The sequence below is a fragment of the Pseudoalteromonas peptidolytica genome (assembly GCF_012641745.1).
In the GTDB taxonomy this organism is placed as follows: domain Bacteria; phylum Pseudomonadota; class Gammaproteobacteria; order Enterobacterales; family Alteromonadaceae; genus Pseudoalteromonas; species Pseudoalteromonas peptidolytica.
On sequence record NZ_WEHZ01000029.1, the window covers coordinates 15004 to 41153 of the forward strand.

Annotated in this window: 19 protein-coding genes; 9 read left to right on the forward strand and 10 right to left on the reverse strand. The window is 41.6% G+C overall.

Annotated features, from left to right (window positions below; genetic code table 11):
* Position 1: 1 nt before the first annotated feature.
* Positions 2-1249 carry an efflux RND transporter periplasmic adaptor subunit gene (locus F9Y84_RS16750; RefSeq protein ID WP_147390665.1) on the reverse strand — a complete coding sequence of 416 codons (1248 nt, stop codon included), beginning with the start codon at positions 1247-1249 and terminating at the stop codon, positions 2-4.
* Positions 1250-1424: 175 nt separating this feature from the next.
* On the opposite strand from F9Y84_RS16750, the gene F9Y84_RS16755 reads away from it, so the two are divergent.
* From F9Y84_RS16755 to F9Y84_RS16765, 3 genes are all read left to right on the forward strand, one after another.
* Complete coding sequence (locus F9Y84_RS16755) at positions 1425-2798, forward strand: sigma-54-dependent transcriptional regulator (protein WP_128732422.1); 1374 nt, start codon at positions 1425-1427, stop codon at positions 2796-2798.
* Positions 2788-4092 carry a sensor histidine kinase gene (locus F9Y84_RS16760; protein ID WP_147390664.1) on the forward strand — a complete coding sequence of 435 codons (1305 nt, stop codon included), beginning with the start codon at positions 2788-2790 and terminating at the stop codon, positions 4090-4092. The genes F9Y84_RS16755 and F9Y84_RS16760 overlap by 11 nt, the downstream gene beginning before the upstream one ends.
* Before the next feature lie 757 nt (positions 4093-4849).
* The gene (locus F9Y84_RS16765; RefSeq protein WP_147390968.1) at positions 4850-5527 is read left to right on the forward strand and encodes a LiaF domain-containing protein; all 678 of its coding nucleotides are present in this window, start codon (positions 4850-4852) and stop codon (positions 5525-5527) included.
* Positions 5528-5580: 53 nt separating this feature from the next.
* Here F9Y84_RS16765 and F9Y84_RS16770 read toward each other — a convergent pair whose 3' ends face one another.
* Positions 5581-7746, reverse strand: a complete 2166-nt coding sequence (locus F9Y84_RS16770) for a M3 family metallopeptidase (protein WP_125252527.1) — start codon at positions 7744-7746, stop codon at positions 5581-5583.
* A gap of 275 nt (positions 7747-8021) precedes the next feature.
* Between F9Y84_RS16770 and F9Y84_RS16775 the strand changes: the two genes are divergently transcribed.
* Positions 8022-8606, forward strand: a complete 585-nt coding sequence (locus tag F9Y84_RS16775; RefSeq protein WP_147390969.1) for a DJ-1/PfpI family protein — start codon at positions 8022-8024, stop codon at positions 8604-8606.
* Between the two features lie 184 nt (positions 8607-8790).
* Here F9Y84_RS16775 and F9Y84_RS16780 read toward each other — a convergent pair whose 3' ends face one another.
* The 3 genes from F9Y84_RS16780 to F9Y84_RS16790 all read right to left on the reverse strand — a co-directional run bounded on the left by F9Y84_RS16780 (position 8791) and on the right by F9Y84_RS16790 (position 14515).
* Positions 8791-12198, reverse strand: coding sequence for an ATP-binding protein (locus tag F9Y84_RS16780; RefSeq protein WP_147390970.1), 3408 nt, complete (start codon positions 12196-12198; stop codon positions 8791-8793).
* A gap of 496 nt (positions 12199-12694) precedes the next feature.
* On the reverse strand, positions 12695-13678 hold the full coding sequence (locus F9Y84_RS16785; RefSeq protein WP_147390971.1) for a glutathione S-transferase family protein: 984 nt from the start codon (positions 13676-13678) through the stop codon (positions 12695-12697).
* Between the two features lie 9 nt (positions 13679-13687).
* Complete coding sequence (locus F9Y84_RS16790) at positions 13688-14515, reverse strand: pirin family protein (protein ID WP_147390972.1); 828 nt, start codon at positions 14513-14515, stop codon at positions 13688-13690.
* A 255-nt stretch (positions 14516-14770) separates the two neighbouring features.
* Here F9Y84_RS16790 and F9Y84_RS16795 point away from each other — a divergent pair, with 255 nt between their 5' ends.
* The 3 genes from F9Y84_RS16795 to F9Y84_RS16805 all read left to right on the forward strand — a co-directional run bounded on the left by F9Y84_RS16795 (position 14771) and on the right by F9Y84_RS16805 (position 17047).
* The gene (locus F9Y84_RS16795; RefSeq protein WP_125252522.1) at positions 14771-15280 is read left to right on the forward strand and encodes a DUF2141 domain-containing protein; all 510 of its coding nucleotides are present in this window, start codon (positions 14771-14773) and stop codon (positions 15278-15280) included.
* A gap of 152 nt (positions 15281-15432) precedes the next feature.
* Positions 15433-16320 (forward strand): ABC transporter ATP-binding protein, encoded by an 888-nt coding sequence (locus F9Y84_RS16800; RefSeq protein WP_128730579.1) that lies wholly within the window; start codon positions 15433-15435, stop codon positions 16318-16320.
* A 1-nt stretch (position 16321) separates the two neighbouring features.
* Positions 16322-17047: an ABC transporter permease gene (locus F9Y84_RS16805; protein WP_147390973.1), complete on the forward strand. Its 726-nt coding sequence runs from the start codon at positions 16322-16324 to the stop codon at positions 17045-17047.
* An 80-nt stretch (positions 17048-17127) separates the two neighbouring features.
* On the opposite strand, the gene F9Y84_RS16810 is transcribed toward F9Y84_RS16805, so the two are convergent.
* From F9Y84_RS16810 to F9Y84_RS16820, 3 genes are all read right to left on the reverse strand, one after another.
* Complete coding sequence (locus F9Y84_RS16810; RefSeq protein ID WP_147390974.1) at positions 17128-17577, reverse strand: DoxX family protein; 450 nt, start codon at positions 17575-17577, stop codon at positions 17128-17130.
* A 289-nt stretch (positions 17578-17866) separates the two neighbouring features.
* Positions 17867-18220, reverse strand: a complete 354-nt coding sequence (locus F9Y84_RS16815; protein ID WP_128730577.1) for a hypothetical protein — start codon at positions 18218-18220, stop codon at positions 17867-17869.
* A gap of 462 nt (positions 18221-18682) precedes the next feature.
* Positions 18683-19273, reverse strand: coding sequence for a uracil-DNA glycosylase family protein (locus tag F9Y84_RS16820; RefSeq protein WP_147390542.1), 591 nt, complete (start codon positions 19271-19273; stop codon positions 18683-18685).
* Positions 19274-19880: 607 nt separating this feature from the next.
* Between F9Y84_RS16820 and F9Y84_RS16830 the strand changes: the two genes are divergently transcribed.
* Both F9Y84_RS16830 and F9Y84_RS16835 read left to right on the forward strand, forming a co-directional pair.
* Positions 19881-21464, forward strand: a complete 1584-nt coding sequence (locus tag F9Y84_RS16830; RefSeq protein WP_147390541.1) for a PepSY-associated TM helix domain-containing protein — start codon at positions 19881-19883, stop codon at positions 21462-21464.
* A complete protein-coding gene (locus F9Y84_RS16835; protein ID WP_128730573.1) occupies positions 21464-21796 on the forward strand; it encodes a DUF3325 family protein in 333 nt (110 codons plus the stop codon). The genes F9Y84_RS16830 and F9Y84_RS16835 overlap by 1 nt, the downstream gene beginning before the upstream one ends.
* A gap of 588 nt (positions 21797-22384) precedes the next feature.
* On the opposite strand, the gene F9Y84_RS16840 is transcribed toward F9Y84_RS16835, so the two are convergent.
* Together F9Y84_RS16840 and F9Y84_RS16845 are read right to left on the reverse strand one after the other, a co-directional pair.
* On the reverse strand, positions 22385-24055 hold the full coding sequence (locus F9Y84_RS16840; protein WP_147390540.1) for a hypothetical protein: 1671 nt from the start codon (positions 24053-24055) through the stop codon (positions 22385-22387).
* Positions 24056-24117: 62 nt separating this feature from the next.
* Positions 24118-26040: an alkaline phosphatase PhoX gene (locus tag F9Y84_RS16845; RefSeq protein ID WP_128730571.1), complete on the reverse strand. Its 1923-nt coding sequence runs from the start codon at positions 26038-26040 to the stop codon at positions 24118-24120.
* Positions 26041-26150 lie beyond the last annotated feature (110 nt).

Consider the following 26150-nt stretch of genomic DNA (forward strand, 5'->3'; position numbering starts at 1 on the left):
CTTAGTGCGTCAGGCTTACTGACTGCATATCCTTGAAGCTACCGTAACTTGAGGTGATCACTCGGTCACCCACTGCCAGTCCATCTAGTACTTCAATAAATTTGTTATTACGCAGACCAAACGTCACCGGCTTTTTCACCGCCACTTGACTGCCTTGCTCTAACACAAACACCCATTGACCACCGGTATCTTGATAAAATCCGCCATTTGGCAACAATGTTGCTGACTTAGCATCTGCCAGTAATAAATCCAACTGTAAGCTTTGACCTCTGCGGATCCCACTCGGTAAGGCATCATTAAAGGTTAACTCTACCTCAAATCGCCCATTTGACACCTCGGCATACACTTTTACTAGGGTTAACTCATATTGTTGACCTTGCAAAGACAATCTTGCAGCTTGTCCTGCATACACACGGCCAAGGTAAAATTCATCGATTTGTGCCGACACTTTATATTGAGAAACGATATCAACTTGACCTAACCGCGCTCCCCTTGCTTTAGATGCACCCAACTCTGCACTGAGTGCAGTCAACTGTCCATCAATAGGCGCTTTGATTATCAAATTCTCTAAGTTCTTACGGGCAAACGCTAAGTTTTTATTTAATTGCTTAACACTGTCTTCTAGCTGCGCAATTTGTGCGGTACGGATCTTTTCATCTTGTTGTTGCTGCTCAATAATTAGTTTGCGGCGATTTTTCAAATACACGGTTTCGTCTTCGGCGGCTTGCAGTTCATCTTTTGAAACCAAGTTACCATTACCTAGGCGCTTAAACTGAGCAAGCTTTCGTTCGCTTTGACTAACTTGAAAGTCCAACTCCAATAGATCCCGTTTTAAATTTAAGCGATTTTGATCTATTGCTAAGCGTGTATTGTGCAAATTATTCAGCTGCTCTGAAATTTGCGCCTCGCGAGAAATAACATCAAGCTGCAAGCTGGTATTGCTTAGCGCAAGTAGCTTGTCGCCTTTTTTTACCATGGCTCCCTCTTCTACAAAGCGCGCCTCTACTCGCCCTCCTTCTATGGCGTCTAAGTACACTGACTTACTTGGGGTAATATTACCTCTTAGAGGGATCAGATCATGAAACTCCCCTTCTGTGACAGTGCTTATTTTGATCCGATTGATATCAACATTAAATCGATTCCCGCTACTCGTCGCAGCACTACCGAATGCAAAGTATGCGACTACAACCATAGGCAGAGCCAACCACCAAAGTCGGAATTTTTTGTTAGGTGTTATTTTTCTATCCATTTTGTCACTCACTTGAATTTAGTTGGATTTAATAACTCAAGTTACATGCCAAATAAAAAACAGCATAAAAATCATAAAGATAAGTTTAAACAATAAAATAAAGGAACAAAAGAGTGTAAAAAAATTAAACACCTAGTGTACGATATCGTACAGTTTTACGAGGTAAGGAGACCCTATGGCGGTCAATAACAAAGCGATTTTAGTTGTAGACGATAACACCGAAATACTTGTCGCCACGAGAATGTTGCTCAAACAATATTATAAAAAAGTGGTAACGTTAGATAATCCCCATGACATTAAAAAAGCGATGTCTGAACAAGACTTTGCGCTAGTACTGTTAGACATGAACTTCACTCGAGAGTCTACCTCGGGTGCTGAAGGTTTTTATTGGCTAAAGCAAATAAAAGCAATCGATGAAGATGCTGTCGTTGTGCTCTTTACCGCCTACGGTGACCTAAACATGGCGGTTGATGCTATTAAACTTGGCGCCAATGATTTTGTACTTAAGCCTTGGCAAAATGAGAAACTTCTGGCCACAGTCGCAAACTGCATTGAACTGAGCGAACAAAGACAAAAGTCCAAAAAACTGACGCAGCTCGCACAAATTTCAATGGCTGCACAACATAAACCGTTTGAACACTTAATTGCGTCAAGTCCCGCCATGGAGCAAGTCTTTCAAACCATAGAAAAAGCGGCAAAAACCGATGCCAATGTGCTTATTTTAGGTGAAAGTGGCACAGGGAAAGAAGTCGTCGCGAGGGAGCTACACAAACAATCATTGCGACAAGAGCACACTTTTATATCTGTGGACATGGGGACGATTGCCAGCTCGTTATTTGAGAGTGAACTGTTCGGTCATGTCAAAGGTGCATTTACTGATGCCAAGAGCAATAAGCCAGGCCGTTTCGAATTGGCAGACTCCGGAACTTTGTTTTTAGATGAAATCGCAAATATTCCCTTGGCATTACAAGGGAAACTACTTACCGCTATCCAAAATAGAATAGTCACGCCTGTAGGTGGCAGCAAGCAAGTTGAAGTCGATTTACGGCTGATCACAGCAACCAACATGAACCTATATGATATGGTTCGTGAAGGTAATTTTCGCCAAGATTTATTATATCGCATCAACACGGTTGAGTTGACGCTCCCAGCGCTCAGAGATAGGCCTCAAGACATTCCGTTACTTATCGAGTTTTACGCCGATTTATATAGTAAAAAGTACAAGTTAGCGCGCAAAACTGTCAGCGATAAAGTGATGGCAGAGCTAGTACAGTACCAGTGGCCAGGTAATATCCGTGAGTTGCAGCATTTAGTGGAGCGTGCCGTTATTTTGTCTGACTCGGCACAGCTCGAGTTCCAACTCACTACATCAAAAACACATGCACCTGACAACCTAGTGACAGACTCTTACAACCTGGCAGAAATTGAGCAAAAAACCATTGAACGCGCGATTAAAGACTTCAAAGGCAACATCAGTCACGCTGCTAAAGCGCTTGGCATAACACGCGCATCGCTTTATCGAAAAATGGAGAAGTACGATGTGGAATAAGCCTCTTACTCGAATGATAGCCTTTCAACTTGGGGCTATTTTATTCGCGACGCTTGGGGTTTTAGGCCTACTTCATAGCTACGCTCACCTGTTTAGCATGCTGGCTGTCGCTATTGCCGCAGGGTTCTCTGCTTTATCTATTTCCACATTAAAAAGCCAAAAACAACAATTCGAAGAGGTATTTACTGCGCTCAAATACCAAGATAGTAGCTTTCGGATTAATCATGCACACCCTATTAGTGAGCAAGCGCTCACTGTTTGTCACAAAATGATGCAAAAGGTGCGAGAAGATAAAGTCAAACAAGATGAGTTAGTGACCACTTATGAAACCATGTTACAACATATTGAGGCTGGCCTCATCCTCATAAAAAATGGCCATACTATTATACTCTGTAATAACAGCGCAAAGCAGTTACTCGATATTCGCGGTGCCGAAACAGGAACTTCATTGTTAAAAGTTCACCCAGAGCTTGAACAGGCCAAAGTAGGTAGTCATATTACTGCCGATCTACTATTTAAATACTTCACTTTTTCTAATCATAATAATCAATACGAGCTTTGGCTGTTTACCGCTATCTCAGAGCAGCTTGAAAGTACGCAAATTGAATCTTGGCAAAAGTTGATCCGAGTACTTATTCACGAAATTGGCAATTCAGTTGCGCCCATCTATTCACTCTCTAATACACTTGTGAACATGACTAACAATCATCTCGCAGGTACAGTAGCAGACAAAGAGCTTGTTGAAGACTATCTTCAGAGCTTACAAGCCATAGGGATACGCAGCCAATCTTTGCTCGGGTTTATCGATAATTATAGAAAGCTCACCCATATTCCAGAGCTTGAGCTGAGACCAGTTACAGTCAAAGCACTGTTTGATGATATTGCTCCCCTTGTCCAAAACGAATTTAACGAAGCCAAAATCTCTTTGTCCTTTGATGTTTCCCCTGCGTCACTGACCATCAAGATCGATAGAAAAATGATAGAGCAAGTGCTATTGAATCTCCTCAGCAACGCCAAAGAGGCGCTTAACGCAACATCTAACAAGCAAGAAAAAGTAGTCCAAGTAACCGCTACTATTAATCGCTACGGCAAATGTGAGATAAAGGTCACAGACAATGGTGTAGGAATAGAGCAAAGTGCCATTGATAAAATTTTCGTGCCGTTTTTTACTACCAAATCCAATGGCTCAGGAATAGGACTTGCACTTAGTCAACAAATTCTTCATCGTCATAAAGGCCGAATTAGTGTCTGCTCCGAAATCGAAAAAGGCAGTTGTTTTAGTTTATTGCTATGAAGCGACATCACAAGGCAAGTAGCTTGAGGTAATGGTCTGCGCCCGCATTCGGCATCAGTGTGACTTGATTGAATTACAAAAATCAAGGCACACTGATGGTGCTGCGGCTATGCCTTTTTAATCGCCTTTTTCAGCTTTTTGATTTTAGCTTCATGCTTTTCAATCTTTGCTTTACGGGCTTTTATTTCCTTTTTAAGTTGCTTTATATCGTCTTTTTTCGCCATGAGAGAACTCCTTGATTAATTGATTTTAGTCCACTTAATATCAACTAATTCCTAGCTCAGTTAAGCCAACTAGTTGAGATTATACCAATTTGCTTAATTAAGTGGTCTATTTTGAGGCGAGAAAATCTTGTCGATAACTCCGCTACCGCGTCCTGCTATCGCTTTGGTACCTACGTCCTGTAGGCAAGGCAAAAATTTTGCTATTTAGTTGTTCTAAATGAGAAATTTTTAACGCGGTTAGCGTCAGATATACTCCTTCAAATTGAGCAAGTATTAAGTCAAATTGGTATTACACCTTAGCAAATGCCACAGTGATTTCAACCTCATAGAAAAGGCCAACCAGCGAGGAGTGAAATTCATTTGCTTAATCAAGTAGATTATTTTGACCAAATAGTAGGCTCATTCGTTAAGTTTTAGTGTTTATCATAAAGTCACGTTTTGTTGTTATTTTAACCATTTGATTTTATTAAAAGCTTTCAGTGGCTTAATAATTGCTTAATACCTAGCACATCAACGAAATGGAACCTCATGTTATGTCTGTACCACTACAAGATAGGCCTCTCGAGTCAGTTAGAGAGGAAATCATCGACCAGCTAATACTCAACTATAGCCATGGTGAACTATCAGCTGAGGCGTTCGAGAGAAGATTAGATCAAGCCTACAATTTACAAGAACAACAAAAAATTGCCGCATTGAGTGCCGACTTACCACTCAAGTCAGACCCCAGATATCACAGTGAAAAAGCAGCTCGGTTGGGACCAAAGTTTACCTCATCGACTGAGGATGTCGAAAAAATGCACATGACTTCAATGTTAGGGTCAAGCCACCGCAGCGGTGAATGGGTTGTTCCCAAGGAAATCCATATAAAAAATTATCTCGGTAGTATTGAGTTGGATTTTACTTGCGCTATTTTTAGCCACCCTGAAGTACATATTTACATGGACTGCATTCTAGGCAGTGGCGAAATCTATATTCCTGATTCAGTGGATGTGATAACTGATATAAACAATATTATGGGTTCGGTCGAAAATACACGAAATACCTTAGCGACAAATACCCAAGTAAAACAACGCCCTTGCATATATATTAAAGGTAGAACCATTTTGGGAAGTCTTGAGGTCAGTGTAAAACGCTCAATGAAAATGCAGTTAAAACAGTTTGCAGACGGGCTAAAGTCTTTGTTCAGTGATCAATCTAACTCAAAATACTAAATGAAAAAGCCCCTTAGTTGGTCACTAGGGGGCTTTGGTGTGCATATTCAGTATTACTTTTCTACTGGAAAGCCTCTATCACGCATTAATGCTTCAACTTTGGCATCACGACCTCTGAACTTTCTATACGCCTCGGCTGGATCCATTGCGTTACGTACCGAGAACAGATAATCCACCAGACGCTGTGCAACGTCTTTATCGTAGAAACCGCCAGGAGAGTCAGCAAAAGCTTCTGCAGCATCAGATGTTAATACCTCAGCCCATAGGTAACCGTAGTAGCCTGCAGAGTACCCTTCACCAGAGAATACGTGACCAAAATGTGTCGTGCGATGACGCATAACCACTTCACTCGGCATGCCAAGCGCATCTAACTGTGACTTTTCAAATGCAACTGGGTCGCCAATTTTGTCTGGATCCGTTGTGTGGAACAACATATCCATAATCGCTGAACCTAAGTACTCAGTCGTTGCAAAACCTTGATTAAAGGTCGCTGACTTTTTAATTTTCTCGATAAGTGCCTTAGGCATAGGCTTGCCTGTTTTGTAATGTACTAAGTAACGGTTAATTACTTCATCAGTTGCAAGCCAGCGCTCCAATAGCTGTGACTGGAACTCTGTATAGTCACGCACACCAGAGTTAGAGCTTGGGTATTTCACATTCGATGATAGTGCATGAAGTGCATGGCCAAACTCATGGAAGTAAGTTTCAGCATCAGACCAAGAGATAAGTGTAACTTCTCCTTCTGGTGCTTTTACAAAGTTAGAGTTATTTGAGCTCAACACATTGGTTTTACCATCAAACGTGGTATGACTGCGATACGATAATGCCCAGGCTCCAGAGCGCTTACCTTTACGTGCAAATGGGTCTAGGTACCACAGGCCGATATTTTCACCTGATGTTTTGTCGGTCACTTCCCACACCCGAACATCTGGGTGGAAAACGGGTACCGACCCATCGGTGATTTCAGTAAACTCAAAGTTAAACAGACGACCCGCAACATAGAACATCGCCTCGCGCAGGTTATCCAATTGTAAGTAAGCCTTCACTTCATTTGAATCTAACTGATATTTAGCTTGGCGTACTTTTTCAGCGTAAAAACGATAATCCCATGGCTTAATAGTGATCTTGGCTCCTTCTTTATCAGCGATAGCCTGCATATCCGCAACTTCTTCTTCTACACGAGCAATCGCTGCTGGCCACACTTTCTTCATCAGTGCCATGGCATTTTCTGGCTTTTTGGCCATACGGTCTTCAAGACGCCACTGAGCATAATTCTCGTAGCCCAGTAAATTAACACGTTCGTGTCTGAGCTTTAAGATTTCAGAAATAATCGCTTTATTGTCAAACTCACCGCCATTGTTGCCACGGTTATAGTAGTTATTCCAAACTTTTTCACGTAGCTCACGTTCTGTTGAGTAAGTTAAAAATGGATCCATCGAAGAACGAGAGTTTGTAATCGCGTACATCCCTGACTTACCTCGCGCTTTCGCTGCAGCCGCTGCAGACGCCACAAATGACTCAGGCAAACCTGACAGCTGCGCTTCACTGAGGTAAACAACATAGTTTTCTTCGTCAGCAAGTACATTATTCGCAAATTTTGTGTGTAGTTTTGACAATTCAAGATTAATGTCTGCATAACGCTTAGCGTCATCACCTGTGAGGGTTGCACCATTACGTGCAAAGCTATTGTAGCGCATCCAAGTAATACGCTGCTCTTCCGCAGTTAGCTTTTTATACTCTGCGCTTTCATACACCGTTTTCACTCGTTCAAACAGCTTTTGATTTTGTGTGATCTTAGAGCTAAATTCAGAAAACTTTGGTACTACTCGCGACTGAATTTCTCTAAACTCAGGACTTGAAATATTTGAACTCCACAGACCGTAGTAGGTAAAAACACGATCTAAAGCTGCACCAGTGCGCTCTAATGCCACAATTGTATTATCGAAATTAGGCTCTGCTGGGTTGTTCGCAATCGCTTCAATTTCTTTCAGATTATCTGCCATACCGATTTCAAGAGCGGCTTCTAAATCACTCAGTTTCATTTTATCGAACTGAGGAACACCTTGATAAGGGCCTGAAAATTCCTGTAACAGCACATTATCATACTGTTTGTCTTGAACTAGTTTGACCGGCTCAGCCGTTTTGTTAGTAGTACCTGCGCAACCAGCAAGGGCTACACACACTGCAGCGCTTAATAATGTGATAGAAGGTTTGAACATAATATTTCATCGCTTGTTGTTATCTTGAAGGGAAATATTACGGATTGCCTTCAAAAGTGCAATTGCTTTGCGGGTAAAACCTGATTCTACGCGATAGAGCAGCAAGAAGTGCACTCACCGGATGCAAAATGGGTTAATCTCAACAGTTACGCTGTATAAATAGCCCAACGCTTAGCGTAAAACCAAAAGCTTTTTTCATGGATTGTTACAATTTACCTTGAAAAATTAGCTGAAATCAGCCAAGTTAGTAAAAAACTGATCTGTGAGAATAGATAATGGAAGTAGGCATTTTCATATACGATGGCGCAGAATGTTTAGACTTTTGTGGTCCATTTGAAGTATTCAATACTGCAAAACGCTTTATAGATACCCCCATTAACGTCAGCCTAGTTGCACCTACTCATATCCCCGTCACAACAAGGGGTGGAATGAGTGTAAACCCCCATTACAGCATACATTCACATCCTAAATTCGATTTACTTATTGTCGTTGGAGGGCTTCACCACAAAATTTGTGGAAACCACAATGTGCTCAATTGGCTTGCAGAAACCGCAAATCATACTTCACAGTGTGCATCAGTTTGTACTGGCATATTTTTGTACGCAGAGGCAGGTATTATAGATGGCAAACGTGTCACAACACATTGGCAAGATCTCGATGATTTACGTGAGCAATATCCTAGCCTAGAAGTCATTGAAGACACACGATTTGTGATGGATCAAAATTTTACTAGCTCAGCGGGTATCTCTGCTGGTATCGATATGAGCCTGGAGCTTGTGAAAAAGCGCTTTGGGCAGGCTACCGCTCGAAAAACCGCGATGCAAATGGACTACGACTGGCCGAAATATCCTAACGAATAGTTCAGCCTAACTTTATACCAAACCCATTGTATCGCTTTGGTGCAATGACGCCAGAATTTACGGAAGATTTATACACAATAAATTTTGTTAATTAACCCCTTGTGAGCGATAAAACCTCGTGATAGCGCCATCCACGTTTCTTGATGGCAAAAGGGGAACTGTATCCATACAACCAAACATTTTACTAACTCTTGGCGTGTTGTTGTTCTAGCTCTGCAACTCGATTTTTTACAAACTTAAGTACATTCTCATACTCTATTTGCGCAGCTGCGAGGTGGGACTTACATTGACCAGCCTGATGGTTTCGGGCGTATGTTTCAATATTATCGAGCACATCAAACAACTTTTGAGCAGCCAAATCTCCAGCTTGCCCTTTCAGGTAATGACTGTATTTTACAGTTGCGTCACAGTTACTATTTTTAATGCTTAGTATTAGTTGCTGCATTTTACTTTCAGAGTCTTGTAAAAACAGCGCATAAAGCTGTTGTAACAGCTCGTAGTTTCCTGATAACCGCGCAATTACCTCACTCTCTGAAATGGGGAGTTGTTGCCGTACCTCTTCATCGTCTTGGTTGCCAAAATCAAATGGTTGGATAAGCACCGAATCATCTTCTTTAGCATAGATGTTGAGGCTCTCTAGCACTGAAAATAGCTGCTCAATTACAACTGGTTTGGTCACAAATTCGTCCATACCTGCACTGAGACAGCGCTCTTTTTCTCCCGCCAAAGCACTTGCTGTCATCGCAATGATTGTTGTATTGCAAAAACACTCACCACCTTGCCCTTGACGAATAGCTCTTGTCGCTTGGTAGCCATCCATTCCAGGCATATTGCAATCCATAAAGATGGCATCAAAATTAACCCCTTGATCCTCAAATAATAATAGTTTATTGATAGCATCCTGACCATCTACTGCAAATTGCACTTTAGCACCTTGTCCTTCTAAAATACCTTTAGCAACAATGCGATTAATTTGGTTATCATCAACCACAAGAAACTCGCACCCTGCTACCAAGTTGCCTGTAAGCGTTACTGCCTCTCCTGATTTCTTTAAGCTCGGCTGAAGGGTCACAGCTTTATTGAGGTCAAACACAGAGACAAACTCGCCCAACCTCACAGGTGCGGATATATGCACAATATTGTCAGAATCATTGATATGTTGCAGTTCATCGCCAACCAAAATCACCTTTTTGAACTCACTTGCTACTTGCTCTACCTGAGAAAACGCTTGTTTACTGGTTGCAATACAAATATCGCTTGGGCGAGCATGATCAACATGTTGCCCGCCAAACTTCGTGATGAGTTTAATCATGTAGTCCAACTCAACAGTCGTATCGCAAAAAACAGACACGGTTTTTCCAGCAAGAAAACTGGGGAGGTTGATAGCCTTAGCTTGTGATTTAGCAAACGGTAGCTCGAACCAAAATGCACTACCTTTATGCTTTTCACTTTCAAAACGAATATGCCCCAGCATCTTTTCAACTAATTGTTTACAGATAGAAAGACCTAGGCCTGTACCTCCGAACTCATTTGCGGTGTTGGTTGACTCTTGGCTGAAAGACTGGAACAGTTTATTATGGTTTGCTTTGTCTATACCTACACCAGTATCTTCCACTGCAACTTTAAGCCATACCGTATCGTCTGTCAGTTCAGTGGTGGCACTTAATTTAACATAGCCTTCTTTGGTAAATTTAATTGCGTTACTAAGTAAGTTATATACAACTTGTTTGACTCGCGCAGCATCCCCACATAATTCGATGTATTCGAGACCTAGTTGGTCGACTATGTAAATTATCTCTTGCTCTTTGGCTTTGGTAGACATAGACAAGGCTACATGCTCAATCACAGAAAGTGGATTAAAAGGTTCATTATCAATCTCTAACTTTCCAGCTTCTATCTTTGATAAATCAAGCACATCATTGATCAGTGACAACAGTGTGGTTGAGCTAGTTTCCATCATTTCTAAATATTTTTGCTGATGCTTTGTTACAGGCTCCTTTCTAACCAAATTCAGCGACCCCAAAATACCGTTGAGTGGCGTTCTCATCTCATGACTAATAGTTGAGATAAAGGCACTTTTCACTTCTGAGGCTTTATCAGCTTTATCACGCGCATCTACTAGCTCCTTGGTACGCTCTGCGACTTCATTTTCAAGACGCTCATTCGCCAATAGCAATTGTGTTTCAGCCTCCTGTTGTGCGGTTATATCTTCAACAAACAATGCCACACCTTGGATCACTTGTTTACCACCATAAATTGGCGATAAATTCAGCGATAACCAACTGTTATCTTGACCGCTTTGAGTCAGCTTAATCGAGCGAGACTCGACTTCTTTGCCTTCAAGTACTTTACTTGCATTAGCATAAATAAATGCAGATACGGGGTCAGGTAGAAACTGCGGTTCACTCCTGAGCTTGGTATTATTCAATTTGTTAAAAAAAGATGTGGCCGACTCATTAAAACTTGTGAGCCGTAGAGTTTTGTCAAAACCAAGCACCCCATCTGATGCTCCATCTAAAATAGCTTTGAACTCTGCACGCGTTGAGTCAAGCGCTTGTAAACTTCGGGTATATTGCCAAAAAGCAAAGAAAATCAACGCAAATACACCACTGGCAACTGCAAGTAAACTATATGTTGTGAGTCGTTTTTCATTCAAACTTTGCTGGTAAATTGAAAATGAGATCAGATTGACTAATTTCGCTTTCAAGCTGCCAACGTTTACCCCTTCCACTTCATTAATTAATGCTAAAAAGCGTGCATTCGTTTCTTTGTCTTCCACTAGCTGTAGTTTGTTGTTCCATGGTTGCACTTGATAGCGGCTACGAAAATCTATATCCGGATTGAGATCTCTGCTGTAACGCAGAGCAAAGTCTGGATGATAAATAAATGAGTCGCTCTCTCCTAGCACTATCACTTTTTGCGTATTGGGTGCTTGTGAGACAATTTTATTTATCATTTTTTCTGCATTGGTGTTGATCACTAATATGCCGAACAAATCGTTATCAATATCGTAGGTGGGTAAGGTAAAACGCTTCGTGGGTTGAAACGGCACAACAATTTGACCGCGCTCTTTGTTCAAATTAATTGACGTTGAGTAGATAGTTCGCTCAGGCAGTTGCAGTGACTGCGTAAAATAATCATATTGGCTTTTATTTTGCAACTTGCTATCTAAAACCGTAATAACTTTTCCGAGTTGTCGCTCCACTCTGACTAGCTCCAGTCCAGTGTGTGCATCCAATAACCGGATCTGAATCAGACCGTCGTAAGAATAAAGCATAGATCTAAAAATTGTGCTTAGTCGCGCTCGCCACACTTGTAAAGGCGTATTCTCCTGCGGGTCGATGCCATTATTTTTTTCAGCTCTGGCAATACCTTGGATAGGGGGCGTATCAAGTAGAAAGTACAAAAACCTTCTACTGGCATCAATTTCACTTAAATAGATATTATTTTGAGCTAAGTGCACTTGCTCCAAGCGCTGATAAAAACTGTCATTGAGGTCGTCTTGAATGTTATTTTCAAAATATAAAATAGCCCCGAGCAGAACCGCCAACAATAATACAATCGCACTTTTAGCAATATTGGAAGAAGACACGCTTTCTCCTTGATTTTGTGACCGCAGCATGTACTCCCTGCATCACCACTATAGCTCTATACCTAGACAGGCATTGATTTATACCAATTTGACTTAATACTTGCTCAATTTGAAGCATTAACCCTAGCGCTAAATGCGTTGAAAATTTCTTATTTAAAACCACTAAATAGCAAAATTTTTACCGTGCCCGCACAAATGCAAAAACCTTGGCGATAGCAAAGCGTGGTAACGAGACTATCGACAAAGTGTTCTCGCCTCAAAATAGAAAGCTTAACTAAGCGAATTGGTATAACTTAAAATCGCAACTTATCTCGCTTTTTATCCAAATTCAACACTACGCAAAGCTGCGACTAACATTACAATAAACAATCGTATGTGTTGACGCCAACACCGCCTCTCAACTTTCAGAATAGACGATGACGACACCATAAAGCCACATAATCATCGCCTATTTAACTCTAGTCTAAATCAATACAAAGGCAATGTTGGCTCTCTTTTACAATGAAAGTCTGTGGCGGTTATGGCCACTCAGATAGTCAATATTGGGTCCTTCCGGTACTACCTGGGTCGGATTAATCATAGTGTGGCTAAAATAATAATGCCGTTTTATGTGCTCAAAATTGACGGTTTCAGCTATCCCAGCATGTTGATATAAGTCCCGCAAATAAGCACTAAGATTTGGATAATCTTCTATCTGCTTAATATTACACTTGAAATGCCCATGATATACGCTATCAAACCGGAGCAAAGTCGTAAATAGTCGCCAATCCGCTTCCGTTAATTGCCCTGCAACCAAGTACCGAGTGTTAGCAAGCCTAGTTTCAATTTCGTCTAATGCCTCAAACAAATCATGAACAGCAATGCGATAGGCATCTTGCGTTGTAGCAAACCCTGCTTTATATACACCATTATTAATATTGTGGTAAACAAAGTCATTGATTTCATCAATTTCACTTCTCAGCGCATGTGGATAATAGTCGCTACTATCTCCTGTGATGTGATTGAACGCATTATTGAACATCCTGATGATTTCACTCGACTCATTACTGACGATCTGTGCAGTTTGTTTATCCCAAAGTACGGGAACGGTTACTCTGCCTGAGTAGCTTTTATCATTTTTTGTATACAGCTGGTGCATAAATTCAAGCCCGTACACTCGTTCTTCAACCTCAGGTCGTTGACTTAAGAAACTCCAACCTTGGTCAAGCATATCAGGATCCACAACCGAGACATCAATATGCGCTTCTAACTGTTTGAGCTTTCTAAAAATAAGCGTACGATGTGCCCAAGGACAGGCTAGCGATACATACAAGTGATAACGACCAGACTCAGCTTTAAATCCACCCTTTCCTGTTGCTCCCTCACGACCATCGGGCGTGATCCAATTACGTAGCTTTGCAGATTCCCGTTCAAATTTGCCTTTGCTGCGCTTGGTGTCATACCATTTGTCGTGCCATTGACCATCAATTAATAGTCCCATGTAAACCCCCTATACAATGTCGCCAAAGCGACCCATTTGGTAGTCTCTCACCGCCTGTTGCAACTCTTCTTGCGTATTCATAACAAACGGTCCCATATGCGCTATTTTCTCGTTAATCGGTTGTCCAGCGAGGAGCAAGAAACCGACGTTATTTGTCGCCACCATATCAAGCAAAAAGTCTGAGTCTAATTCGATAAGCGTTTGCTCACCATAACTTTCCAATTGTCCGGTATGGATATAGATCATCACTTTAGCAAATTGAGTAATATCTACCTGTAAATGCGCTCCTTTTTGTAGCCACACATCAGCAAGTGCACTTTGACCAGCTAACTCTTGTAGCGCCGTCTTTAGCTGCATCTCTCCAACCTGCCATGTACCCGCTAGCGCTGTAAAATAACTTGTTTCGTCGAGCATTACTTGTTTTGCAGGTTGCTTTGTTGAATCTTGGTATCTGGGCGCCCGCATCTTTTCTTTAGCTGGCATATTCAACCAAAGCTGAAACCCATGCATCCCCTCTTTATCACTTAACGGCATTTCACTATGTATTACGCCACGCCCCGTACTCATCCATTGAACATCTCCGGCTTGGATTGCCTTACGATTGCCCATTTGGTCTTGGTGCTCAAATCCACCTTTTCTGATATACGTTAATGTTTCTATACCGCGATGTGGGTGAGGTGGAAAACCAGCCATAAAATCCTTCGGATCTTCCGACCTTAATTCATCAATCATTAGAAATGGATCTAAACTTTTTCCATCGAAACCTGCCACTCGGTTAATCTTTACACCAGCTCCGTCACTTGTTGCTTGTGCTTTTTGTATTCGACGTATCTTCATAATAATGTCTCAATATCTTTGTTGAGAATTAGCATAACAAAGCTGAAAAAGATTAAAATTAGTCAAATTTGGTTAGTACGTTCGATTTAATAGAATGGAATAAACTTAGCCTATAATTAGATTAAATACTCAGCAGCACTTCACTCTGGTCTGAACAGTGATAATGCACGTCACAAATAACAATTTTTAACAGTAATAACACAATTATCTGACAAGCTTGAGAGGCTACAATTTAACTGCTACTAGGAGCAAAGGATGAAGTCTCTAATTATTTTGATGGCGCTAGCATTACTTACGGCGTGTAGTTCTACCAGTCCTGTCAGTGTAAACGCTGTTGCAGGCCCACCAACTAATCTAACTGTTGAAATTACTGAAGTAAGTAACACTAAAGGACAAATGCTGGTATTGTTATTTGACAACAGCGCCGACTACCACAGTGACAAGAATGTGAATGATCCCGATGCACACTTTTTTCGAAAACTGGTTGTCGCCCCAACTTCTCCCCTAACCACTGTTACTTTTGAGTCGGTACCAGCTGGTAAGTATGCCATTCATGTTATTCATGACGAAGACAGTGATGGTGGCATGGATCGAATGATTTTCCCATTTACAGGCATGCCCAGTGAGCCTTACGCCTTATCCAATAATATTCATGACAGTTTTTCAAAAGGTGATTTTGAAGAAGCGTTATTTACGGTCAAAGCGCCCAATACAAAAATACAACTTACGCTCTCTACACATTTATCAAAAGTCACAGGCCTTTAATATCTGAGGTTTTAACAGGTGTGGTGTTCGTCACACCTGTCTTGCGTTTTCCACCTCTGACAATTGTCATTTTATTTTCTGACAACACTCACTGATATTCATTCCGTTACCTATACATACTGCAAATATACCTAGTAAATGGAATCAAGACCGTGAATAGCGCAATCGATTTATCAAATATCAATTTTGGATACCGAGACAGTAACCCCCTTTTAGCGGGGCTAAACCTTACCCTTCAACAAGGCCAAGTGCATGCTATTTTGGGGCAAAATGGTGCAGGGAAGACTACTTTAATAAACATCATGCTCGGAAGAATAAAGCCAACATCGGGACAGGTTCGTGTACTTGGTCATCCTCCAGACTCATTATTTTGTCGCCAGCGTGTTGGCGCTATGATGCAGTTGGGCGGGCTGCCTCTGCATATCAAAGTGCGAGAGTTTATCGAGCTTTTTTCAAGCTATCATCAACACCCGACCCCATTAGATGACATTATCTCACTCTGTCAGCTCGAAGGTTTTTTACAGCAAACCTTTGATACGCTCTCTGGAGGGCAGAAACAAAGATTGTTTATGGCCATCGCGATGGTGGGCGATCCGGATATTATTTTTTTAGATGAGCCAAGCGTTGGTATGGATGTAGAATCGCGACAACAACTCTGGCAAGCCATTCTCGCGCTAAAGCAACAAAATAAAACGGTGTTGCTTACCACACACTATCTTCATGAAGCTGAGACACTGGCTGATGAATTATTGGTGCTAAGGGAGGGTAAGTGTACAAACCTAACCGATATACCAGAATTAGCTAACATCTACCCCCGTGCTCAAATAAAGTTTACCTGCGATTTGCCTGAGGTCACACTTCTTGACGCTCTCCCTATGGTAAATCTTAGTGTTGAAGGCAATAAGTTCACCATACTAACGAACGAGCCAAACCCCATTCTACAGCGACTATTAACGCAATTTGATGTTCACAATTTACAGGTAGCACCAATGAGCCTAGAAGAGGCTTACCTTTCTTTAATGAATAATGGAAATGCTTAACATGATGAATACAACATCTTTTTTACTAGAAAGCAAAGTTGAACTATTGAGTATTTTTAGAAGCAAGGGATTTGTGATCCCTGCATCAGTCTTTCCATGCTTGTTTTATCTTTTCTTTGGCATCATGTTCAGCCATGACGACTCTCACAATTATATGTTTATCAACTATTTGATATTTGGAATGATAAGCCCGGCGTTATTTTCATTTGGTGTGAACGTGGCTATTGAAAAGCAAAATGGCTGGTTGGTTCTTAAGCAATTATCCCCTGTTTCTGCATACCAATACCTCTTCGCAAAATGCGTAAGTGCCTCGGTTTTTTCATTAATTGTGGCCTGTTTAATGAGTATGTTAGCTTTGTTTTCAGGTGTATCATTAGCCTTGGAACAGTTTCTTATAATTGTGTTAATCGCCTTATTAGGTACCTTTCCTTTATGTCTGTTAGGGCTCGTAATTGGCTTGTGTGTGTCGGCAAAAGCAGCGCCAGCTGTCGTCAACTTAGTCTACTTACCACTTTCACTGTTGTCAGGTCTTTGGCTGCCAATTACTCTTTTTCCTGAGCCTATGCAGTGGTTTGCTTGGCTTCTACCTACCTTCCATATTTCGCAGTTAGCGCTTGGTGTTATTGACGCCGCTTTAGGTTTTGCAATTTATTACCACCTGAGCATATTCACCCTACAAACCTGTCTCCTATGCTTTTTTGCACATACTAAATTTAAACAAGCCTAGCATTGATCCCGCAAGCGCACAGACCCTACCCTGTGCGCTTCTTTTACGACATTCGGCAATTATTTTTTGCAAGGGCAGCTTTAGTTTTGTAACTCGCCTTTTACCTTAATCAAACGTGAGTTATTTAGTTTTTTATCAACACTAAAGTCACCAGCGCCAGTTGCCGCTAATGTCAAAAAGCCTCCGGCCATCGCTATATTTTTAAAAAACATTAAAAACTGGATTTGATCCGCAAGGTCAAAGTGAAACAGCAAAGCACTAACTAAGCTAAATCCGGCAAAAGCGAGCGCTGTTAGTTGAGTAAAAGCGCCAATCAAAATGAAGAGCCCTCCAATTAACTCAAACGCAATAACCAAAGGTAATAACTCACTAGGCAAACCACTGGAGGCCATATATGCCGCGTTGCCTTCGTAAAATTGGATCTTATTGACAGCGGCTAAGATGAAAATCGCTGACAACCCAACGCGGCCAAACAAAGATGCTAACGATGAAAACGTACTACTTGGATTGATGATATTAATGATGTTCATGATACTTTCCTCAGTTGATAAAATTGGGGGCTCGTTGTTGAAGAGCCGATGAGGAAAGTATACGTTCCATTTTAGAATATAAAATTTGTAAAAATCACTAATTTCATTCTAATTATAAGAATGAAAGCGAGTCTTAGGCTGAGATAAGGAAGAAACTGATTTAACCTTTAAGCTCGGACTAACTAGTATAATATATAGCCGCCCCCAAACAGAGAGGACATAACTCATACACAACACCATTCAATACCAGTCTAATTAGCTTGATGTAACAGCTGCATGGCGTTAAGTGTTATCGATGGTTTTCAAGAGTTGAAATCAGTAAGTCTCTACTCACCAAAAATCCACAGATGCTGACCACGACGAGAAAAATCCCATACATAGAACCGATATACACCCAGTCGCTTTGTCCAAGTAATAAGCTGGCTCGCGTGCCATCGTTAACCAATAGTATGTTAACGAGTGATATGCCTATCGCCCCGCGAAAATAAATAGGCCTGTCCATGTGGCTCGCGAATGCAGCAATAATGAGAGAAAACAAACAAAGGTAGAAACCAATAACAGAATACGCACCAGGTTGCATACTTGGATATAATGCAACGATAGAAAGGAGCACAGCGGCCCAACCGGTAGCTTTGTAAATCATTATCAAGTCCTTTGAAAATGTTAAAAAGTGTATGTGATGTAAACAGAGTGAAGTATGGAGTAATACACTTAATTACGCAACCAAATGATGAGAAATATTCACGCAAATTACTGCTTGGCGCAGGCTCAGATCACCCAAGCTTGTTTACTTCTGTCACTATGGCTGCATTGAACGAGCTAATTATTGACCATATATAAGGTTACAAAAAATAAAGTTATATGGAATATCTTATTCCCGAAAGGGGTATTTCAAATAAATGTAAAGTTTCGGTATTTGGAACAAACAGTGGCACGAATCTATTACCCACTTTTTATACCAATTTGCTTAATTAAGTGGTCTATTTTGAGGCGAGAAAATCTTGTCGATAACGAGGCAAAAATTTTGCTATTTAGTTGTTCTAAATGAGAAATTTTTAACGCTGTTAGCGTCAGATTTACTCCTTCAAATTGAGCAAGTATTAAGTCAAATTGGTATTATCGCCGCTTCATGCCCATCTAATGCCTTCCTTACCTTTACTTGCAGTTGTGGAATAACACACTCTTCAAACCAGTTATGCTTTTTCAACCATATTTGGTTTCTAGGACTTGGGTGAGGTAGCGGGATCATGTTTTGGGTTTCATAATTTGCTGCTTTTACCATGTCTGTCACTGATGAGTACTGCGGTAAATAATATCGCTGTGCGTATTGACCGATAAGTAAGGTCAAAGACACTTGTTTCAGAGATGCGAACACCTGTTGATGCCACTTTGGCGCGCACACTGCCTTTGGTGCTAAATCACCTGATTTACCTTTACCGGGATAACAAAACGCCATTGGCATGATGGCAAAGAGATCTGGGTTATAAAATTGCGCCCGCTCCACAGCGAGCCAACTGCGCAATCTATCGCCGCTAGGATCATTAAACGGTAACCTGCTGTTATGCGCTTTCAATCCCGGAGCTTGTCCAATGATAAGTATTTTCGAAAGACTATTTCCCTGAATAATTGGTTTAGCCCCAAGAGGTAACTCAGGTTCGCAGAACCGACATAAGTTCACTTGTGTAAAAATATCCATTTTAGCTTGCTGGTTTTGGCAATAAAAAAACAACCAAGATTATCGCATAGCAACGCTTATCCCCCAATGCACTGAAGCTTTTATTTAATACTTACTTAGTTTAACTCCATTTGAAGCCTGTTGTGTAACCGACTCCCACCATAACAACTAGACGAAATATACAAGTACAGAATATCACCCAACGGTAGCAGCTCAAGTTATGTCAATTGAGTAGCAGGCCATGAAAACAAGTGCGAATCACTATCATTTAGATGCAAATTATTGGATAATAATCTATTACTCTTGTTGTAATTTTAAGGGGTACTATGCCTAATCAGGATAACACTAAAATTGAGGCAGCTTTATACAAATCGCAAGTAATTTCACGTTTTTTAATCGCTATAATCGGCGGCTATTTTGTCACCGTTATGGCTTCGTCTCTGCTTGCTTTAACCTTACCAATAAAGCGCTTAGATGCGCTTTTATACGCATTAACAACAGGCATTCTTTTTTATCCTATCACTTTTATATGGGTATTCGGATGCCGCTCTTTTAGAAAGGTATTGCTTAGCATGATTGGAGTACTTTGTATTCTTTACGGCACGTTGACACTGCTTGGAGGCAAGCTGTGAGGGAGTCATTTTTTCGTGGTATGACTTGGTTACACACCTGGGTTGGTTTACTCGTTTGTTGGTTGCTATTTTTAATCTTCTTTGCTGGGACTGCGAGTTTTTTCAGACATGAAATTAGCTTATGGGCGCAGCCAGCGACACATCATTTACCGCAATATAACCATGCTTTTCAACAGCAAACCGTTACAAAAAGCATAGAACGGTTTCAACACATTGCTCCCACAGCCGAATCTTGGCGTATAGAACTGCCAACCGAGCGCCGCCCGAGCCTTTTACTTATGTACTCTGAGAAACCCGAAGAAGGAGAAAGAAGAGGGAAGCGCCATTCAGAATACTTGGATCCGATCACGTTAGATGCGCTACCTGAGTTTAGAGATACAAAAGGAGGCAACTTCTTCTATCGCCTTCATTTCGACTTACATTATATGAATGCAATAACCGCACGGTGGATTGTATGCTTCGCGACCTTATTCATGCTGATTGCGCTAATCTCTGGTGTGGTGATCCATAAGCGTATTTTTAAGGATTTATTTCAATTTAGAAGCAAAAAAGGTCTTCGAAGTTGGTTAGATGCACATAATGTCTCATCCGTTATTGCTTTACCTTTTCATATAATGATCACCTACACCGGTTTGGTTACGCTAATTTTTATGCTGTTACCACAACCTGCGCAGCAACGCTATGAAGACAAACAAACGCTAAGAGCCGAGCGCTATCCTCTACTTGCGACAGCACCTGCTACAGGGCTGCCGCTTCAGGAGCTTGCGTTAAATAAAGCATTGGATCACTATTATACTAACTCAGGCAATGCGCCACTTCGCCGTGTCGTTATTTCATCACCAAACGATGCAAGCGCAACTATAAAGCTTTATGCCAACGCGGGGCGTGCTGTACAGGATGATCCACCGAGCTGGATGTACAATGCCGCATCTGGTGAGTTATTAAAAACACACAATGTCACCTTATCTGGTGCAGAAAACCTCTACGGCGGCATGATAGCACTACACACAGGACGGTTGGCAGAGCCGACCCTGCGATGGCTGTACTTTATTGCAGGACTCGCAGGCTGCGTAATGATAGCAACAGGTGCTGTCATGTGGGCTAAGCGGCTACGCCAAAAGCTTAAGAGAGATGAAAAGCCAGGCTTTGGCCTTAAACTGGTAGAGTCTCTAAACTTAGGTACAATAATGGGTCTACCAGCGGCAACGGCAGCATTTTTCTATGCCAATCGTTTATTACCTACGGAGCTTGTTGCACGCGCAGACAAAGAGGTACTCGTATTCTTTATTGTCTGGGCTATCGTTGCCATCGCTGCCTGTTACAAATCGGATAGATTAGCTTGGCAACTGACGGCTAAAGTAAACGCGCTCGCATGGGCGGGACTTCCTGTAGTGTCCATGCTCACGATTGAAGGGAACTTGGTGAGTTATTTAATACATAAACAGTGGGTATTATTTGGTTTTGACGCACTGGCTATTGGTATTGCCGTAAGCTTTTTGGTGCAAGCTAGGAAGTTAGGTCGCTCCCAAGTAACACCAGCAGCACCCTCCCGCCGCTCTCAACGCGAGGTTAAGATCTGATGCAATGGCTGATATTTTTATTTTGTCTACTTGCCTTTATGGGATTTGCCATAGCGAAACCCAACCACTATAAAGAAGTACTAGGCAAACGCCCAAAAGGTAATATAACAAGTCACTTAAATATTGCCAGCTGGCTTTGTCTTATAGGCAGCCTGATACTGTCAATCGTAACTCAAGGCGCATATGGTAGCGTACAATTTATTGGTTACATGACAGTAGCAGTGCTGCTACTGGTGGCTATTTTTGCAACCAAGCCTCACTATTTCAGATCACTATTTTACCTAGTGAGCTTTAGCATCGTATTGTGCTCACTATATTGGATCATTATTTAACTAAGGTGCTGCTTGCAGCGCCCTTTTCAGATCACTATTTTACTAAGGTTTCTTAGTTAACCCTTTGAAAGAACAACATTTAGAACAAAATATCGCCAGCACTCCACTTCAAGACGCAAATTTACTAACTCAAACCACATACACTTGGTAAAATTCTGATCCAATTCGCTCTTTTTGATTGGTTAGTTAGTAAAAATATGATCTATATATTTTCTCTTTGCATTAGCTTAGTAAAAATCTGATCCAAACAAGGGAACATAGCCCTAAAGTTACAAACCAACAGAGATGAGGGATGTGCTAACTCATGGCTTTTAAACTCACAGCATATTATTTCTTTATCTAGCGTGTCTATTTTAGGTAATTGAAAAACTGATGGTGAAAGTTAACTTTAATGCCACTGTCCAACTCAGTTAGTAAAATTACGATCTAATACATGATGGGAGTGATGATAGGCCTTGAAGCCGCTATTATTTCCACCGATACGATATTGAGGAATAACAGCGGCTGAAGTCATTGGCTACTGCGAAGCTTACGTACTAGAGTAAACTCACAATGTATCGCTTAACTCTTATGAAATGAGTGCCCTTTTTATCGTGAGACATGCTGGGTTGTTGCCTTCCAGTCTAACTGCATATCCCAAACATATCGGTGTTGGGGGGCGAGTGGTTGCTGCGAGTCATCAACTTGCTCAAGCACGTTTTTTGCTTTCACTAAGGTAGCATCGCGACCAAATAAGTAGCTTTGCTCATGCACAATCGTCAAGTATGCTTTATTCAATGCCAATGCACGCGCTTTTGAAGGTGTAATTAGCTCATATATATTTTCAATAGCATTCACTTTCTCTGTATTTAGCGAGCCATCCTTGTTGAACCAGCGCATTAGCATTTCTTGATTTTGCCTAAACTCATCCCCTCCTCCGACACGCATCATATAAGTTAAAAACTCTCCTTGTACTTCACCTTTATTTGGCACATCTTTTATATCGTGTAAATTGATATAACCCCAACCAAGCTTACCCTCAACTTTTCGCGCAAACGAGAAAGTCTGATCATACGTAGAGCCGATCGTCTTGTGGCAGCCATTACAAAACGCTAATTCTTGCTCATGCTGCGGACGAAGTTGCCCCGACTTGTCTTCGATGTATCCGTTAATGGTCCAGCCGAAGTTGTTGTTAATCCCTAAATCACCAAGGTAAAGTGTTTGAGGGTAGTTTTCAAAAGACTTTTCTTTTGCTTCACGATAATAAGCGGCTCCCAGAGATTGTTTTGACTTAAAGTTATGCTTTTTCATATAGCGTACTTCTTTCATTCTGGGCGCGTTAAATATCTGCCCATTATCGTCTACTCCTATGTAACGAACAGTATGCAAAAACTCAGTATCTTCTGGGTACAGCTGATGGGCAAGTTGAATGCGCTTCGCATCTCCAACATAATGTAGGCGGCGTTTTATTTTATTTACTTGGGCTATTTTGCCATCGCCATTTAAATCCTCACCAACTCGCAATTCTGAAATTAAGGGCGCAGATATTTCGTCAAGCCCCTTTACAGCCATCTCCACTAAACTCAGATTTGTTAAGTACACATCTTGGTTATACGTATCACCTTTTTCTCTAAAAGCGTCGGCAAGCCTTATCATTACATCCCCAGTTGAGCCGTTGGTTGGCCAAAAGGTGCTAGGAAAAGGTTTATAATTAAATGCCACCCAACCACTACCGTCATTCGCTATCCCTAATTCATTGAATGCTTTATCTGGGTATGCCAAATCTTTGATTGGTGTTATTTCGCCTTTCCAGCTCGGGTCATTTTTAAGCTTTTCAATAAAAGGTGTGTAATTGTCTTGATTAACCCAGTTAGTAATATCTTGATCTGAAATACGCTTAATAAGTTCAGAGCGGTCTATAAACAAGTTTTTCCAGTGGTTTTTGAACCCCAAATCAGAAAACTCATAGGCACCTTGTAAGTTTGCATCTCGCATCATGTTCGGCCTACTTTTATCGTCGTATGACTGATGACACGCGTAGCATGGGTTCTTCACGCCATCTGTTTTTGTGTAACACTGAGGTGGGATAACTGATTCAGGGTTATAAACTTCATTATGTTCCATATATGCAGTAGCGGGAATATCATCTCCTGGCTGATAAGGTGGCGAAGCTTGCGCTACTTCTAACAACGTATTGTTCACTATGTTAGGTTGCTCGTTATCGCAACCAACTATGCTAATACAACTAAAAAGTACGGAAAAAAGGCTAACGTATTTCACTTTTATGACTCCAAAATTTGGACAAAAAAATGCAGTGCATCGATAAATGCACTGCCATCTATTTAGTTATTTTGCTTTGGATCATAAAGCCATAGCGTATTGTTTTCTTGGAAGCCATCTTCACCGATAATGATGCGACCATCTTCCATCACAATCACGTTGTCAGGTTGTGAGAGTTGATTCACATCACAGCGCTCAGCACCAGTAAGTGAAGAGCGGTACGTCGATCCCATTACAACTGGCTCAATACGTGTTAAGTTATAGTTATTGTCGATATGTGCTCGATATACACCGCCACAATCTTTCACCCGTGCTGAAAGTTGAATATCACCCTCACCATCAATCATGGTTTTATCTATATCTGCAATCCCGATATACATATACGCTTTATCAACGACTTCTCCAGGCACCACATCTTGTCCGGTTACAGCCTCCAAAACGCGGTTATGATTAATACTAATGCCCTCAAGCTTGCGCCATTCAGCCGTTGCGCCCTTTTGACGTGCAGCTTGTCGTGACTCAAGGAAAATAGCTCTGTTATCCATAGGTTTACCAGCTGTTACTTTGCCGCCACCATTTTCTATGGTTGGATAGGTTGCAGCCCCTGTCGCCCACGCTTTAACGTCCGCAACAGACAAGTAGCTTGTTTGCCCTTCCACATAGTCTGATGTATTAATACCATCATACTCAGCAATCCAAGTTTCAATTTGCGCATTACTACCTCGGCCAAGCTCCACCCAAGAGATGTCAAACCCGGTAACAGCAGGATCTGTCAATCCGCTATCTTGCTTTAATTTTGCCGCATATAGCACACCTGCACTTAAATCTTCAGGTTGATCGGCAATAAACTTAAACAATACTCCACCGGTATCATCTTGTGATGAATAAACAGTGCGACGATCCGGCATCACGACTGAGTTTTCATGTTCATATCGTCCGATTGTGAAGTGCTTCACCACATCTGGAGTGTCTGTTGTCGGGTTTTGGATCTCTGCAATATAGCCGTAGCGATATGGATTAGGAAAGTCAGGTGCTGTCAACGCTTCCATCGTGTCATTCCCTGTTTCGGCAGGGTTATTCCACTGTGGATCTTGTGTCGTATCAACCGCGGACCATACAATCCACTCTTCAGAAGTTAGCGGAGTTCCCCAAGGAGAAACTGAGCCAAAGCAATTCGCCGCAGTGCCTTTAACACCATCAAAATCAACCATCATTGCTTCTTCAATTGACCACTTACCAGTTGTCGATTTGCTCATTTTTAAACGGCTTACGCCACCAGGGTAGGCTTCCCAGTTTGTAAACAGGTAACCAGAATCCGCAGTTACTGGAATAAAGCCATTAAAATCAGGATTGTCGTTTTTAATGATTTCTTCACCTGTGGAGATACTGTAATGTACCCCAAGACCGCCAGCTAATCCTTTGTCACCTAGCTGCGAGAACTTATCACCTGTTTGCCCCAAAATTTGGTATTGGCCAATTGCAGAAACCACCGTTTGTTGCTCCATGGTTGATGCAGGTACTGGAGCACTGGGTATATTAGATGGCAAGTTATTAAAATTCACACCTGTGAGGACACCCACTGTACCTGTATTAAAAGGCGTGTTGTTAAAGTTATCTGTCTCAGTGTTTGTGTCATTTGGATGTTGCACATTAAAGAATAAATCACCACCTTGAGAGAGGAAAAGACCCGTTACCTCTGCACCTGCTGGTACCGTTGCGATACGGACTAGACCAGGAACACTATAACTACCGTCACGACCATCCGTACCGTCAGTACCGTCAGTACCATCCACACCGTCCTTGCCGCTGGTGCCATCAGTGCCATCGACACCATCCTGACCATTGGTGCCATTTGTTCCATCTTGACCCGCAGTTCCTTGCTCACCTTTCGGGCCCGTGGCGCCTTGCGCACCATCGTCACCGTCACAAGCTGTCAGTGCCATGGCAACTGCCGCTGCTATTAAAGAATATGCTACACGCTTCATGAGTTACTCCAGTTCCTAAGTATTATTGTTTTGAAAAGCGTGCAACAGTGTGAAGTGTTCCTGTTACAGTTGACTGAATGATTTATTAACCATTTCCTACAGGAATAAGA

Bases quoted from the DNA above. Each gene is read 5' to 3' on its own strand.
- F9Y84_RS16795 (WP_125252522.1), top strand. From the start codon at position 14,771: ATGAAGTCTCTAATTATTTTGATGGCGCTAGCATTACTTACGGCGTGT.
- F9Y84_RS16820 (WP_147390542.1), bottom strand. From the start codon at position 19,273: ATGGATATTTTTACACAAGTGAACTTATGTCGGTTCTGCGAACCTGAG.
- F9Y84_RS16750 (WP_147390665.1), bottom strand. From the start codon at position 1,249: ATGGATAGAAAAATAACACCTAACAAAAAATTCCGACTTTGGTGGTTG.
- F9Y84_RS16765 (WP_147390968.1), top strand. From the start codon at position 4,850: ATGTCTGTACCACTACAAGATAGGCCTCTCGAGTCAGTTAGAGAGGAA.
- F9Y84_RS16770 (WP_125252527.1), bottom strand. From the start codon at position 7,746: ATGTTCAAACCTTCTATCACATTATTAAGCGCTGCAGTGTGTGTAGCC.
- F9Y84_RS16775 (WP_147390969.1), top strand. From the start codon at position 8,022: ATGGAAGTAGGCATTTTCATATACGATGGCGCAGAATGTTTAGACTTT.
- F9Y84_RS16755 (WP_128732422.1), top strand. From the start codon at position 1,425: ATGGCGGTCAATAACAAAGCGATTTTAGTTGTAGACGATAACACCGAA.
- F9Y84_RS16805 (WP_147390973.1), top strand. From the start codon at position 16,322: ATGATGAATACAACATCTTTTTTACTAGAAAGCAAAGTTGAACTATTG.
- F9Y84_RS16835 (WP_128730573.1), top strand. From the start codon at position 21,464: ATGCAATGGCTGATATTTTTATTTTGTCTACTTGCCTTTATGGGATTT.
- F9Y84_RS16760 (WP_147390664.1), top strand. From the start codon at position 2,788: ATGTGGAATAAGCCTCTTACTCGAATGATAGCCTTTCAACTTGGGGCT.
- F9Y84_RS16810 (WP_147390974.1), bottom strand. From the start codon at position 17,577: ATGAACATCATTAATATCATCAATCCAAGTAGTACGTTTTCATCGTTA.
- F9Y84_RS16845 (WP_128730571.1), bottom strand. From the start codon at position 26,040: ATGAAGCGTGTAGCATATTCTTTAATAGCAGCGGCAGTTGCCATGGCA.
- F9Y84_RS16785 (WP_147390971.1), bottom strand. From the start codon at position 13,678: ATGGGACTATTAATTGATGGTCAATGGCACGACAAATGGTATGACACC.
- F9Y84_RS16790 (WP_147390972.1), bottom strand. From the start codon at position 14,515: ATGAAGATACGTCGAATACAAAAAGCACAAGCAACAAGTGACGGAGCT.
- F9Y84_RS16815 (WP_128730577.1), bottom strand. From the start codon at position 18,220: ATGATTTACAAAGCTACCGGTTGGGCCGCTGTGCTCCTTTCTATCGTT.